Annotated in this window: 12 protein-coding genes; 11 read left to right on the top strand and 1 reads right to left on the bottom strand. The window is 44.6% G+C overall.

Annotated features, from left to right (window positions below):
• Positions 1–83: 83 nt before the first annotated feature.
• The 4 genes from MHB37_RS19340 (at position 84) to MHB37_RS19325 (ending at position 5,682) form a co-directional block, all read left to right on the top strand.
• On the top strand, positions 84–1,763 hold the full coding sequence (locus tag MHB37_RS19340) for a ribonuclease J (RefSeq protein ID WP_076127859.1): 1,680 nt from the start codon (positions 84–86) through the stop codon (positions 1,761–1,763).
• A gap of 203 nt (positions 1,764–1,966) precedes the next feature.
• Entirely contained in the window at positions 1,967–2,734 is a 768-nt protein-coding gene (locus MHB37_RS19335; protein WP_076136428.1) for a ClpP family protease, read from the top strand.
• On the top strand, positions 2,731–2,943 hold the full coding sequence (locus MHB37_RS19330; protein WP_076127863.1) for a YlzJ-like family protein: 213 nt from the start codon (positions 2,731–2,733) through the stop codon (positions 2,941–2,943). The genes MHB37_RS19335 and MHB37_RS19330 overlap by 4 nt, the downstream gene beginning before the upstream one ends.
• 78 nt (positions 2,944–3,021) lie before the next feature.
• Positions 3,022–5,682 (top strand): DNA translocase FtsK, encoded by a 2,661-nt coding sequence (locus MHB37_RS19325; protein WP_076301620.1) that lies wholly within the window; start codon positions 3,022–3,024, stop codon positions 5,680–5,682.
• A gap of 89 nt (positions 5,683–5,771) precedes the next feature.
• Here MHB37_RS19325 and MHB37_RS19320 read toward each other — a convergent pair whose 3' ends face one another.
• Entirely contained in the window at positions 5,772–7,736 is a 1,965-nt protein-coding gene (locus MHB37_RS19320; protein WP_405168380.1) for an ABC transporter substrate-binding protein, read from the bottom strand.
• Between the two features lie 172 nt (positions 7,737–7,908).
• Here MHB37_RS19320 and sleB point away from each other — a divergent pair, with 172 nt between their 5' ends.
• From sleB to MHB37_RS19285, 7 genes are all read left to right on the top strand, one after another.
• Entirely contained in the window at positions 7,909–8,775 is an 867-nt protein-coding gene (sleB, locus tag MHB37_RS19315; protein WP_076127869.1) for a spore cortex-lytic enzyme, read from the top strand.
• Positions 8,776–8,951: 176 nt separating this feature from the next.
• The gene (gene yfmF / locus MHB37_RS19310; protein WP_254848801.1) at positions 8,952–10,190 is read left to right on the top strand and encodes an EF-P 5-aminopentanol modification-associated protein YfmF; all 1,239 of its coding nucleotides are present in this window, start codon (positions 8,952–8,954) and stop codon (positions 10,188–10,190) included.
• 2 nt (positions 10,191–10,192) lie between these two features.
• Positions 10,193–11,473 (top strand): EF-P 5-aminopentanol modification-associated protein YfmH, encoded by a 1,281-nt coding sequence (yfmH, locus tag MHB37_RS19305; protein ID WP_038571902.1) that lies wholly within the window; start codon positions 10,193–10,195, stop codon positions 11,471–11,473.
• Positions 11,474–12,241: an elongation factor P 5-aminopentanone reductase gene (gene ymfI, locus MHB37_RS19300; RefSeq protein WP_036688412.1), complete on the top strand. Its 768-nt coding sequence runs from the start codon at positions 11,474–11,476 to the stop codon at positions 12,239–12,241.
• Positions 12,242–12,378: 137 nt separating this feature from the next.
• Positions 12,379–12,642, top strand: a complete 264-nt coding sequence (locus tag MHB37_RS19295; RefSeq protein WP_036688409.1) for a DUF3243 domain-containing protein — start codon at positions 12,379–12,381, stop codon at positions 12,640–12,642.
• Positions 12,643–12,819: 177 nt separating this feature from the next.
• On the top strand, positions 12,820–13,587 hold the full coding sequence (locus MHB37_RS19290; RefSeq protein WP_036688406.1) for a DUF3388 domain-containing protein: 768 nt from the start codon (positions 12,820–12,822) through the stop codon (positions 13,585–13,587).
• A 93-nt stretch (positions 13,588–13,680) separates the two neighbouring features.
• Complete coding sequence (locus tag MHB37_RS19285; RefSeq protein ID WP_340392173.1) at positions 13,681–14,613, top strand: RodZ domain-containing protein; 933 nt, start codon at positions 13,681–13,683, stop codon at positions 14,611–14,613.
• Positions 14,614–14,626: the final 13 nt, after the last annotated feature.

Genomic DNA, 14,626 nt, shown 5'->3' with positions numbered 1-14,626 from the left:
TGTTCAGCGCCGCTGAAATAATCGAAGTTCGATATTTACCAATAAAAGTATGACGTCCAACATCATAGGAGGGTTAGATTCATTTGTCCAAAAAAAACAACAACGATAAATTGACGATTTTCGCATTGGGCGGAGTCGGAGAAATCGGGAAAAACATGTATGTTATTCAATACGGAGCTGACATTGTAGTCGTGGATTCGGGACTCAAGTTTCCGGAAGAGGATATGCTCGGTATTGACATCGTAATTCCTGATATCTCGTATTTGACAGAGAACCGTGACAAGGTAAGAGGTATTGTGCTTACTCACGGACACGAGGATCACATCGGTGGTCTGCCTTATGTCCTGAAGAATTTGAATGTTCCAGTCTATGGAACAAGATTGACTTTAGGTCTTGTAGAGAACAAATTGAAGGAAGCGAACCTGCTGGGTGACACCAAACGGATTCTGATCAACGAAGATTCAGAAATTCAATTGGGGAACTCACTTAAGGTAACTTTCTTTAGAACCAACCACAGTATTCCTGATTCCGTGGGTGTATGCATTGAGACTCCGGAAGGAAATGTTGTTCATACGGGCGATTTCAAATTTGACCACACCCCAGTCAACGGTCAATTTGCAAATCTGCATCGGATGGCAGAGATTGGCCAAAAGGGCGTACTTGCTCTTTTGTCGGATAGTACGAATGCTGAGAAACCAGGCTTTACCCCATCTGAGAAGAATGTCGGTATTGTGCTGGAAGATATTTTCCGCAAGGCTGAGCAACGTGTCGTTGTAGCAACTTTTGCTTCCAATGTGCACCGTATTCAACAAGTGGTTAATGCAGCAGAATCTACGGGTCGTAAGATTACGGTAATTGGCCGCAGTATGGTCAACGTTGTATCCATCGCTTCAGAGCTTGGATATTTGAACGTACCTGACGGAATGCTGATCGAACCGGAAGAAATGAATAGAATGGCAGCAAATCGTGTAGTTGTTCTTTGCACAGGCAGCCAAGGCGAGCCAATGTCTGCATTGACACGTATGGCACGTTCTAGTCATCGTAAAGTAGATATCCTGCCAGGCGATACCGTTATTATTGCGGCAACACCTGTGCCAGGTAATGAGAAGTATGTAGGCCGTACTATCGATGAATTGTTCCGTCTTGGTGCTAATGTGATTTACAGCGGTTCCAACTCCGGCGTTCACGTATCCGGTCACGGTAGTCAAGAAGAACTTAAGCTTATGCTTAACCTGATGAAACCGAAATTCTTCATTCCGATCCACGGTGAATACCGCATGCAGCGCAAACATGCTTTACTGGCAGAATCGGTTGGCGTAGAGCCACAGAACATTTTCATCACTGAAATCGGTGAAATTGTTGAAATCCAGGGCGGTGCCGCTCGTAAGGCTGGTAAAGTAACAGCTGGTAACGTATTGATTGACGGACTAGGTGTAGGCGATGTTGGTAACATTGTATTGCGTGACCGTAAGTTGCTGTCTCAAGATGGTATCTTGGTTGTCGTGGTTACACTTAGCAAGCAGAATGGTGCAATTGTTTCTGGACCTGACATCATTTCACGTGGTTTTGTTTATGTTCGGGAGTCCGAAGGGCTGCTCGACGAAGCTAACCGAATTGTATCCAGTACATTGCAACGCCTGATGAGTGAAAAAGTAAATGAGTGGGCTTCCCTTAAAACAAGCGTAAAAGATTCGCTGGGCCGTTTCTTATATGAACAAACGCGCCGCAGACCGATGATTTTGCCAATTATCATGGAAGTGTAAGGAGAGTTTCTCCTTCAATGAATATATAGCTAGGGCTGAGCCCCTTTTCCCCGGAAATATTGGACGGTTTCCACGGGAGAAGGGGTTTTTGTATGTTCATAAGCTGAAAATTGCATAATGCAGCACCCTGAAACGTCATACTAAGGATTGTTAGTAAGGCAACAGCAGACTAGAGCTGCATATAACAAGGGAGAGCTGCGAAGATGAACTACATCGAAGGATCAAATGGAGCAAAAAATGAGGAAGTTGTCCCAGGAGAAACTAATCCGAATCCTAATGAAAATATGCCGCCCACTACAATGGGAGCGATTAAGGAGCTTGGACAAACAGTAGTCCCAAGTGGAGAGCCTGATATTTTTTGCTTAACGATTATTGGTCAGATTGAAGGACATATTGTTATGCCTCCACAGAACAAAACAACAAAGTATGAGCATATCATTCCGCAGCTGGTGGCAGCTGAGCAGAATAAAAACATCAAAGGCCTGCTTATCATTTTAAACACGGTAGGTGGAGATGTAGAAGCGGGATTAGCAATTGCGGAAATGATTGCATCCCTCTCCAAGCCAACGGTAACCGTAGTCATTGGAGGCGGGCACAGCATCGGGGTGCCGATTGCAGTTTCCTCCACTTATTCGATTATTGCTGAAAGTGCAACGATGACGATTCATCCGATTCGAATGAATGGTTTAGTGATCGGAGTGCCGCAAACTTTCGAGTATATGGAGAAAATGCAGGAACGTGTCGTTAAATTTGTGACTTCCCATTCGCGCATTTCTGAAGAACAGTTCCGTGATCTCATGTTTAAGACAGGTGAGCTCAATCGTGATATCGGGACGGCTGTGGGGGGCTTGGATGCCGTTAAATATGGTCTGATGGATGAGGTCGGCGGGATCGGAGCGGCACTTGCGCATCTTAACCGAATGATCGGCGGGGATTTCTCAGCATCGACTCCAGGAGGGATTACGCAATGACACTGTACACAGTAGTTGCAATGGAACAGGTGTGGGAGGGGGCATTTAACAATTATGCCGCAACCCGAGAAGTTAGTGTGCAGGGCATGCTGATGCAGGTTGAACCGATGGAGGAAGGACGTGCGCGGATTGTGAGATTATTGGATTGTCCGCTGAACCGTTATCTAGATCCGGCGTTCTCTCCAGGTTCGATAATTACATTAACATAAAGATTCATTTTCTGACAAAAGAGAACATAGGTACGCCACGCCATTATATGGTATAATGTTGTTCCGGGGGTGGCTGGCGTGGCTAAACGAAAAAAGAAGAAGAAAAAAGCGCTGCTCGGCAGCGTTTTAAAATATGAAATATATGGAATTTTATTAATAACTATTTCCGTCATTGCACTGTCTGGTGAAGCAGCCGTAGGGCGCTCACTTTCAAGTATGGCGGGTTACTTATTAGGGAGATTTTATTTTGTGTTGCCGCTTATCGGCATTTTTTATGGACTTATGGTGATGATCCATCGAAGATGGCCTTCCTCGTGGAACAGCAGGCATACTGGCGTGCTTCTGCTTCTATTGTCTATGTGCCTTATGAGCACAATATCTGCAATGGAGCAGAAGCTTGGCCCGTTGTCTTTGTTACATCCTGGCAATGTAATGACACAAATACATAATGATCTTTCGGGATCACTTTCACCTGGCTCGAACGAAAGCAATGTCTATATGCTGGGTAAGGATATAAGCGGAGGGTACATTGGCGGGTTGGAGTATGCAGCGCTGTTATGGCTTTTTGGTAGTCTGGGCGCTAAGCTGCTTATGATCGTCATGCTGGCGATCAGCTTTATGCTAATTACCAACTTGTCCTATGTGGAGATTTTTACGCTTTTGCGAGTGCGCTTGGTTAAGTTTGTGGAGGGGATTCGTCTCCATGCTGCAAACCGTCCGAAGGCGGTTCCCGTAGCGGCCAGACCTTCTAGAGCCGCTGCTCCAGCTAAAGCTCGGCAGGTGAAGCAGCCTGTCTATGATGACGAGGAGGAAGAAGACGAAGACGATCGGTATTTGCCTAATCGCAAACAACCTGTCCTTTTGAAAAAAATATCTGGCTGGTTCTCAGGCTCCACGCGTTCACAGGTGGAAGCAGATTCTGAGGATGACGATCAGGGTCCAATTGTGACAAGTGCTTCAACCGGTCCGATTATTTCGGGATTAACTCCAGATAGTCATGTAATTCCATTAGACGATATCGATCATGATTTTGATGATGCGGATCTGGATATTGAACCTGTGACGCCTATTATTCGTGACTTCTTTGAACATATCCGTTCAGAAGGGTTAAACGAAGAAGACCGGGAAGAGTGGAGTGAATTCTCACCCGCAGCTCGTGGTGAAGCAGCTAAACCTGCTGTAGCCGGACCTAATGCCGTTAAGCAGCAGCCTACGGATGAGTCTGAGGAGAATGTAAGCATAGACTTGGAAGGCCTGCTAGGTGCTTCTCCAGATGGAGAGATTATTCCTGCTCCTCCAGCACCACCTCCACCGAAGCCATATAAGCTGCCATCGTTCCGTCTTCTAGCCAAACCTAACAATGGTGGCAAAGCTGGAGATCAGAATGATTATATGCAGACAGCCCGTAAGTTAGAAGCAACACTTGAAAGCTTTGGGGTACGGGCTAAGGTGCTGGAGGTAGTAAGAGGCCCAGCGGTTACGAGGTATGAGATACAACCGGATATTGGGGTTAAGGTTAGCCGTATTGTAAATCTGACGGATGACATTGCCCTTGCACTTGCAGCCAAAGACATTCGGATGGAAGCGCCGATTCCGGGTAAATCTGCAATTGGGATAGAAGTTCCGAACTCTGAGGTGTCTATTGTTACCATGCGCGAAGTTATGGAAACACAGATTTTTCAGGAGGCTGAATCCAGATTATCGATTGCTTTTGGCCGTGATATTTCCGGCCAGACCATTATTGGCAATCTGGCTAAGATGCCCCATTTATTGGTGGCCGGTGCAACAGGCTCCGGTAAATCAGTCTGCATCAACGGGATTATAACAAGCATCTTATACAAAGCTAAACCTGATGAAGTCAAATTCCTCATGGTCGATCCTAAGATGGTAGAGCTGAATGTGTATAACGGAATTCCCCATCTTCTGGCTCCGGTTGTCACAGATCCCAAGCGGGCAAGTCTTGCTTTGAAGAAGATTGTTGTGGAAATGGAGAAGCGTTACGAGCTATTCTCCAAATCGGGAACACGGAATATGGAAGGTTATAATAAGCTAATGGCTGAGAATCCAGCGGCAATTCTCCCGTATATCGTTGTTATTGTGGACGAGCTTGCGGATTTGATGATGGTTGCAGCCAATGATGTCGAGGATGCAATTTGCCGACTTGCACAAATGGCGCGGGCGGCTGGAATTCATTTAATTATCGCTACACAACGCCCTTCAGTAGATGTAATCACAGGTTTAATTAAAGCTAATATTCCATCCCGGATCGCTTTTGGCGTATCGTCCAATGTGGATTCACGTACCATTTTGGATATGCCCGGTGCAGAGAAGTTGTTAGGCCGAGGTGATATGTTGTTCTTGCCAATGGGCGCATCTAAACCTATTCGTGTACAGGGAGCTTTTATGAGCGACCAAGAAGTAGAGACTATTGTTCAATATGTCAGCAGTCAAGGTGAAGCCGAATACGATGAGTCCATCGTTCCTGAAGTGGATGATACAATCACTGAGGATCAGGAGCCGCAGGATGAATTATACGAGCAGGCCGTACAAATTGTGCTGGAGGCTAAGCAGGCTTCAGTGTCGCTGCTACAGCGTCGTATGCGTGTCGGTTATACCCGTGCAGCCCGGTTGATTGACTCTATGGAGGCTCGTGGAGTCATCGGTCCTTACGAGGGCAGCAAGCCGCGTGAGGTGCTGGTGTCACTTGAGCAATATCAGCATAACAAGATCAGCTCCTAAGCTGGACAAGCCCGTCGAAACCTTCAATAGACAGTAAAAGAGATGGCCACTTTATGAAGTGGACCATCTCTTTTTTGTATCCTGAGTACTTATTTGACTCTTGGTGCAGCAAGCAAAGCTTCAACAATATAATCCAGTTGCACATTTAGAGAATAGATATCACTGTAATAACCTAATCCAAAATCAATTTCCATCAAACGGCCTTCTTTCACGGCAGGGATATTGTTCCAAATTGGGTTTTGGGTCAGATCAGCCATACCATCATAAGAGGAGCGGAAGATATAGTCACCGCTGTATTTGCCAAGGACTTCAAAGGATACGGATTCGCCATCCGCACCAGTCGCCGTATCTATTTTCTGTTGAATGATTTCCGGCGCCTTCATGCCTAAATATTCATAAATGATTTGCGAACCACGTCCGAATTGTTTGCTTGCCACAACAGCCATACTGTTGTCTTTTCCACCTTCCATGATGGATATTGTGTGATCCAGAATACCAGCTTCTTGCAGCTTTTGTTTGCTGTCTTCAACTTTTTTATGGAAATCAGTAAATAATTCTTTTGCTTGATCTTCTTTGCCTACGACTTGTCCAATAAAGGACACCCGTTCTTCTGTTGACATTTTTTCATACGGAACTAACACTGTTGGTGCAATTTGGTGGAGGGCTTCATAAGTTTCCTCTGACGGCACGATGATTAGATCGGGATTTAGAGCAAGGATTGCTTCAGGGCTAGCCTCAAACCAGGTGCCAAGCTTTTGCACATCTTTTAGCTCATCTTCAAATGCAGCACCCTCGGATACATCGGATACACCTATAGGTTTAATGCCTAGAGCCAGTACATCACCGAGCAAATAAAGAACTACGACTCTTTGTGGACTAGTGGGAACGGCAATGTCTCCTTTAACTGTGGAAATTATCCGGGTTTGTGCTTCGACAGCAGCTTTGTCTGTATTTGCTCCTGTACTTGTTTCTGCTGAGGGGGGTGGTGTCCCATTGCTTGACGCATTTGAATTTGTGGTTCCCGTGGAACAAGCGCTTAACACTATGGTAAAGCATAATAACAGGGTGAGCAGTAATGATGGTTTGGCATTTCTAAACATTGGTAATTCCCCTTCTCCGTTATATTGATAATGATTATCATAATCAATATAACGGAGAGGTTGTGTTCGGGCAATGTCAATTTGTGCACCTTGGGATGGCATATCACGCCAACTGGGTTGGGTGATCAATTTATTTTTGTATCGGACAGGGGAGGTTCCGTAATATTTTTTGAACATTTTTCCTAGATAATAGCCATCAGGATAACCTACTGCAATTGCGATGTCATGCAAGCTCGCCTCAGTGTTCAGGAGCAGTATTTTCGATTTTTCCATGCGGATGCTGATTAAGTACTGAGCAGGGCTAGTCTGCAGCCGTGTTCTGAATAATCTGGATAATGTTCTAGGGCTGCTGTTTACCGCTTTAGCTAATTTTTCAAGAGAGAAGGTTTCCTTATAATAAGTCTGCATATAGCGAATTGCTTGATCTAGCGGATCAGGTTGTATTAACTGTGTTTCCAGCGTATGCAGCTGCCTAAGCAGCTCATAAATCCATTGATAAAACAGTGTTTTAACATGCAGCCGATCCAAAAGACCTGTTTTGCCCCAATCAGTAAACATGTTCTCCATCTTATCAAATAAGGGCAGTGGACTAGTAGGCGTAAATCCATATTGAAGATTAAAGGGATTATTGTGTTCCATAATTGCTTTTAGATTGTTGCGTGAGGCGAGTGAAAGGTTTGCTTTATATAAAATTAAGTAATACTCCAGTAGTTCCTCCGTGCGTAAAAATTGAATGTTCATTCCTTTTCCACCATGAAGGATATGAAAGTTGCCGATCTCATGCGGGATCTCGTTAATCAGTATTTCGGCTTTGCCGTTTATGATCAACAAGAATGCGCTTGAGGGCAGCTGATAATGTGAATTCAGATCACTTGATCGTTGAAAAGTATGGCGTATATCAATAATTTCTATTAATGCGTGGTTCCACAATAAAATGTGGTCCTTTAAATTCATGATTAATATCAACTCCAACGTTTTCTTATTTCGATTATAGTTGATAATTATTCTCAATTACAATGAAACGCTATTACTTCTTTTTTAGTAATGCATAGGATGTCCTGACAGTCGTCATAATAACTTTAGCCATCCATGCAGAACTCACAAAAGAAAGGTAGAGCGAACCCCTATGAAGAAACATAAGTTGTGGATCTTTGCTTCTTTAACCCTTGCACTTGCTGCCGCGCCGTTTGCAGGAATGCTGCTCCAGGGTAATGGCATACTACAGACCAAGCAAAGTGCTGCTGCGTCATTTGTCCATGAACTAAATCATCCTGAAGAAGAGGCCTTGCCTGCCTTCAGCACGACTCCGATTAAACTCGGTTCTTCTGGTCAGGATGTTTATGAGTTGCAAGGACGTTTAAAACATCTGGGCTTTTATGAAGGGAAAATAGACAGTCAGTTTGGTCCGAAAACGAAAAATTCAGTAACGTGGTTTCAATGGAAGTTTGGAATGAAGTCTGATGGCATCGTAGGCGCTAAGACTAAGCTGAAATTGTATAACGCAACTAAGAACTGGAAGCCGACAGAGTCGGCTTCAGCAACCGGAAATAATACAGCAAACAACAACACCGGTAACAAAACAAATACAACCAATAATTCGGATTCAGCGTCTCTGTCTTCAGGGAATACGATGGGATTATCAGAAAATGATCTCAAAATTATGGCTAATGCCGTCTATGGTGAGTCAAGAGGTGAACCTTTCGAAGGACAAGTTGCTGTTGCTGCAGTAATCTTGAACAGGGTAAAATCTCCGAGCTTTCCAAATACGCCGTCTGGCGTTATTTTTCAGCCGGGAGCTTTTACAGCTGTAGCTGACGGGCAGATTTATTTGGAGCCAAATGAGCAGGCACGAAAAGCAGTGCAGCAAGCGCTGAATGGCTGGGATCCTTCGGGTGGGTGTTTGTATTATTTCAACCCTAAAACGGCGACCTCCAAATGGATTTGGACTCGTCCACAGGTCAAGACTATCGGCCAGCATATTTTCTGTATGTAGATAAGTAAAGAAGTAAATCCAGAGAGCAACCGGGAAGAGGCATCCGGTTGCTTCCTTACTTTGGAATGGTTTAGAATGGTTATTAATTCATAAACATGTTAATGAGCAACTATCCACGCGGTAAAGGAGTTTTGGACTTGACTAATAATGTATTTCAGCATGGCAACGTTGCAGGTATGCGTATTCACGTGATGCCTACCAAGGCGTTCAAGACCTACGCCATCTCACTTTATGCCGGCGTCCCACTTAATGAGGATACGGTAACCCCTACAGCACTTGCCCCATTTGTGCTCCGCAGAGGTACCGCTTCTTATCCAGAGACTACTCAATTCCGCGAGCGTTTGGAGGAGCTGTATGGCGCTGGATTTGGTTTTGATATTTATAAAAGAGGCGATTATCAGATTGTTCAGTTTCGCATGGACACCATTAATGACTCCTTCGTGCAGAGTCAGGAGAGCTTGCTTGAACAATCCTTTGCTTTCCTAGGAGAAGTCCTGACCCGTCCGTTGGTGGAGGATGGAAGCTTCCGTTCTTCCTATGTTGCAACAGAGCGTGAAACAGTGCGCAAGAAGCTGGAATCTATCGTAAATGATAAGATTCGTTATGCTGCGGAACGCTGTATCGAAGAAATGTGCCGTAACGAGCCCTATCGCCTTCATCCACTTGGTCAAAGAGCGGATTTGGATCGGATTACTCCAAAAAGTTTGTACGAATCCTATAACTCATGGCTGGATGGAGCTATTTTGGATCTCTATGTAGTGGGAGATACGACTACTGAGGAAGTTGAAAAGCTTGTGCAGCATCACTTCGGACGCATTCAGTCGGAGGTGGGCTTATATAGCTCCAAGTTTGTCCCAGTATCCGTCAGCGAGGTACGGACGGTAGAGGAGAAGCTGGATGTCAGTCAGGGCAAGTTGAACATGGGTCTGCGCACATCAATTACGTATAAGGACGATACATATGCGTCCGCACTTATGTATAACGGAATATTAGGAGGGTATCCACACTCCAAACTCTTCGTCAATGTACGGGAAAAGGCCAGTCTTGCATACTATGCTTCTTCACGCTATGACGGTCACAAGGGGATTGGAACGATACAATCAGGTATTGAAACGCAAAATTACAACAAAGCTGTTGAAATTATAGAGAAACAACTGGAAGAGATGAAAGCTGGCAATATCAGTGATCTGGAGTTAAGCCAGACCAAAGCCATGATCCGCAATCAGCTTTCCGAGATTCCGGATTCTGCTTTTGAGATGATCTCTTACGACTTCAACCGCCAGTTGTCAGGAAAAGAACGGACAGCGGATCAGCTGCTAGAAGAGGTGGAACAAATCGGTGCAGGGGAAGTAAAAGCTGCAGCGGAGACCTTTCAGCTGGATACGATTTATTTCTTGACAGGGAAGGAGGAATAGAGATGGAACAGATTCAATACGACAGACTTCAAGAGACCCTTTATCATGAGGTGATGGATAATGGGCTTCAGGTTTATGTATTGCCAAAACCAACATTCAAAAAAACTTACGCCACATTTGCAACTAAATATGGTTCTGTAGATAACCATTTTCATGTCGCAGGTGGAGAAGAGACCACTGTTCCTGATGGTATAGCTCACTTTTTGGAGCACAAAATGTTTGAAGAGCCAGAAGGCGATATTTTTGCCACTTTTGCCTCAAATGGAGCTTCAGCTAACGCTTTTACAAGTTTTGATCAGACGGTTTATCTTTTCTCGGCAACAGAGAACATAGAGACCAACCTTAGTACACTCGTTGATTTTGTGCAACGACCTTATTTTACGGATGAGAATGTAGAAAAGGAAAAAGGGATCATTGGTCAAGAAATCAATATGTATGCAGATAATCCAGACTGGCGCGTGTACTTTGGCCTTATTGAGGCCATGTATTCGAAACATCCGGTTCGGATTGATATTGCCGGAACAATAGAGTCGATTAGTACGATTACGAAAGAAACACTGTACACTTGTTACAACTCTTTTTATCATCCCAGCAATATGCTGTTGTTCGTAGTGGGTGGTGTGGATCCGGAGAAGGTATTCTCCTTGATTCGCAGCAATCAGCAGGGGAAATCTTATGGTAAACAAGGTGAGATTAAGCGTATTTTTGAAGAGGAGCCGGAACAAGTCGCTACGAAGCGCTTAGAAAGCAAACTCGCTGTTTCGATGCCTAAGATTATGTTTGGATTTAAGGAAAAAGTTGATGGTCTTACAGGCGAAGCTGCGCTTAAGCGTGATCTCGCCACAAAGCTTATGCTTGATTTGCTGGTTGGCAGCAGCACAGCGTTGTACCAAAAGCTCTATGATGAAGAACTGATCTCAGACAGCTTTGGCCATGAATTTAATAGTTCAGAACAATATGCTTTTTCAGCTATGGGTGGAGATACCAAGGACCCGGATTTGCTGCTAAAACGAATTAAAGAAGAAGTGGATCAGATCTTAAAGTCTGGCTTTGCTGAGAAGGACTTCGAGCGGGCACGGAAAAAGAAAATAGGCGGATATTTGCGCATGCTGAACTCCCCTGAAAGTATCGCACATGAATTTACACGTTACCAATTCCGTGGTGGTGACCTGTTTGAAGTTCTGCCTATTTACGAATCGATTACTTTAGCTGAAGTGAATGAGCGTTTACATGCCCATGTAAATTGGGAGCAGCTCGCTGTTTCACTAGTGGTGAGTCCTTAAATGGCGCTTTTGGGAGAGAGCAACAAACCATTAGGAGAAATGACAGTTCTGGTGACAGGGGGCAGCGGGGGAATCGGTGGCGCCATTGCAGAACGGTTTGCCTCTGTAGGCATGAATATTGTTATTCACTACAAGCACTCACATGAAGCTGCTAATGATGTCGCTCGGCGTTGTATGGCCCTTGGAGCAAAGGTAATGACTGTAAATGCGGATATGAAGGATCGCAGTCAGATTGTACGAATGGCGGAGAAGCTTGAAAGTAATGGAATGCAGCCGGATATTCTTGTCAACAATGCCGGTAAATCTCATTATGGGATGCTGGCTGATGTGAGTGAAGAGGAATGGGACGATATTATGGCCATTAACTTGAAAGGTACCTTTATGTGCAGCCAGATTTTTATGCCGTACATGGTATCCCAGCGTTATGGTCGAATCATCAACGTTTCTTCCGTGTGGGGAATATCGGGAGCCTCTTGCGAGGTCGCTTATTCAGCCAGTAAAGGCGGAGTAAATGCTTTTACTAAGGCGTTAGCCAAGGAACTAGCACCTTCTGGCGTAACTGTGAACGCGGTAGCTCCAGGAGCGGTTAATACGAATATGTTGTCTAACCTACAGGAGGATGAGGTCCGGATGCTGGAGGATGAGATTCCGGCGGGACGTTTGGCTACACCGAACGAGATCTCCTCACTGATTTACTTTTTAGCATTGCCTGAATCCGGGTATATTACTGGGCAGATCATTAGCCCTAACGGTGGCTGGATTACTTAATGCTTAACTTGGAGAAAAGCTCCAGCATAAGAATCTATCGTCTGAGACATATTATAAGTGTTGTTTTTTAATCTCTCGTAAGGCGGCTTACAGCCTGTATGCAGGTGTTTGACCGTAAACATGAAGGAGGATTTAAGATGACACAAGACGATAGCGTAATCAAAAATTTTGACACCTGGAAGAAATTCCTAGGTAAACGGGTTGTACAGGCTGAGAAACTTGGGATGAGTCAAGATACAATCTCAAAGCTGGCTTTTGAAATCGGGGAATTCCTTGATGAAAAAGTGGATCCAGCAAACACTCAAAACCGTGCGATCAAAGAGCTATGGGATGTCGGCAACGATGAAGAAAAGCAAACGATTGCTAAACTCATGGTCAAGTTGGCGAAAGACAACGCCTAAGCTTGCGGAAAAGCTCCCCCTGTGGGAGCTTTTCTGCAATTATTACAGGACTGACCTTGCCTTTCATTTTTATTTTATATATCATTAACATGACCCGTGTAAAAGACCGCTTTGCCGGGGCAGCTTTTTTTGCTGTATTGGCAAAGGGTAGGGAAAAGGAATCTATGAGGTGTACAAGTGGAATATAAACAGTGGTATATGGAATACAAGATTCACAAGAACAGACCCGGTCTGCTTGGTGATATCGCTTCAATGTTAGGGATGCTGGAAGTTAACATTCTGACGATTAATGGAGTTGAAGGAAAAACTCGCGGAATGTTGCTGGAGACCAATGATGATGAGAAAATTATGCTGATGGGCGAAATGCTCAAAAAAGTTGATAATATTACAGTTTCAGCTCTGCGGTCTCCAAGGCTCGTGGACAAGCTGGCTGTGCGCCATGGGCGATATATTGAACGGGATTCAGATGATCGGAAGACGTTTCGTTTCACCCGCGATGAGCTAGGTCTATTGGTTGATTTTCTCGGTGAGCTGTTTAAAAAAGATGGGAATCAGGTTATAGGACTTCGTGGTATGCCCCGTGTAGGAAAGACGGAATCCATTATAGCTGGCAGTGTCTGTGCTATGAAACGCTGGACATTTGTCTCCTCCACATTATTGCGGCAGACGGTGCGCAGTCAATTGGCTGAAGATGAGATGAACCCACATAATGTATTTATAATTGATGGTATAGTTAGTACGATCCGCTCTAATGAGAAACATTATAATTTATTGCAAAATGTTATGAGCATGCCAAGCACAAAGGTTATTGAGCATCCAGATATTTTCGTACGCGAATCTGAGTATAGTTATGATGACTTTGATATTATTATTGAGCTGCGGAATAATCCAACGGAAGAAATCTTGTACGAGTCATTTACGACGAGCTACAGTGATGATTTATAGAACACAAACGATGAAGAATACACTTCCGAGCATGTTTTTTTATAAAGCTGGTTAAGGAAGTTTACATTCATAGAACTTACAGGAGGTGATGGTATGTCGGAACTGGGCCGGCAATTGAAAGAGGCACGTCTGCAAAAAGGGATGAGTCTTGACGATGTCCAGGAAGTAACAAAAATTCGCAAAAAGTATTTGGAAGCCATCGAGTCTGGAGACTACAAGGTGCTTCCAGGAAGTTTTTATGTGAGGGCGTTTATCAAAACGTATGCAGAAGCAGTAGGCATGAGTCCTGACGAACTGCTCGAGGAGCATGGGAACGTACCTGCACCACCCGCAGACACGACCATGGAGACGGTGATTCAAAAGCGCAGCCGTAGACCCGAAACCGAACGGAATGCAAAATGGCTGCCAACGGTGCTGATGTGGACATTCCCTATATTGATTATTGTAGTGATTTACATTTATGCTTCTAGTTTAAACAAAGCAGACCCTGATCAAGTTGATCAAACAAATATCACCAATAATGTGCAGGATCCTAATACAGCACAAACATCTCCACCCGCATCAGGAGGCGGTGTAGTAGCGCCTACTTCCTCGGCAGGTGCAGAAGCAACTACTGAGCCAACTACGGAGCCTACGCCAACACCGACACCAACGCCGTCTCCTCAATCTATCACGGTTACACCAGATGGGAAGTCAGGCAAAACAACGAAATTTAAGGTTTCAGCTCCTGCCGGAAGCGAAGTTAAGGTTGAGATTGTTGCATCCGGAGTAAGCTGGCTTGAAGTTTACAAAGGCGAGAACTCCAAAGGTGAAAAACTCTCCTTCGGAAATACAGCAGCAGGAGAAACTATGAGCTTCGTTCTGGGCAGTGAAGGCATGTATATTAAGTCTGGGTATTCCCCAGCAACTGAGATTACCGTAAATGGTCAAGTAATCACGGATGAGAAGACGTCCTCACGTCTCCTGCTTAATCTTGACGACGGTTCTGGAAGTGAAGGTACCCAAAGTGAAGGGACAGGCGAATAACAAATAGGATGTA

The sequence above is a fragment of the Paenibacillus sp. FSL H3-0286 genome, assembly GCF_045040705.1.
GTDB classification, from domain to species: Bacteria; Bacillota; Bacilli; order Paenibacillales; family Paenibacillaceae; genus Paenibacillus_AQ; species Paenibacillus_AQ odorifer.
The sequence above is the reverse complement of the archived record's forward strand: the minus strand, read 5'-3'. Positions and strand labels throughout refer to the sequence as shown.

Coding starts and splice junctions, on each gene's coding strand:
- MHB37_RS19285 (WP_340392173.1), top strand. CDS start 13,681: ATGTCGGAACTGGGCCGGCAATTGAAAGAGGCACGTCTGCAAAAAGGG.
- yfmH (WP_038571902.1), top strand. CDS start 10,193: ATGGAACAGATTCAATACGACAGACTTCAAGAGACCCTTTATCATGAG.
- sleB (WP_076127869.1), top strand. CDS start 7,909: ATGAAGAAACATAAGTTGTGGATCTTTGCTTCTTTAACCCTTGCACTT.
- ymfI (WP_036688412.1), top strand. CDS start 11,474: ATGGCGCTTTTGGGAGAGAGCAACAAACCATTAGGAGAAATGACAGTT.
- yfmF (WP_254848801.1), top strand. CDS start 8,952: ATGCGTATTCACGTGATGCCTACCAAGGCGTTCAAGACCTACGCCATC.
- MHB37_RS19330 (WP_076127863.1), top strand. CDS start 2,731: ATGACACTGTACACAGTAGTTGCAATGGAACAGGTGTGGGAGGGGGCA.
- MHB37_RS19335 (WP_076136428.1), top strand. CDS start 1,967: ATGAACTACATCGAAGGATCAAATGGAGCAAAAAATGAGGAAGTTGTC.
- MHB37_RS19295 (WP_036688409.1), top strand. CDS start 12,379: ATGACACAAGACGATAGCGTAATCAAAAATTTTGACACCTGGAAGAAA.
- MHB37_RS19320 (WP_405168380.1), bottom strand. CDS start 7,736: ATGAATTTAAAGGACCACATTTTATTGTGGAACCACGCATTAATAGAA.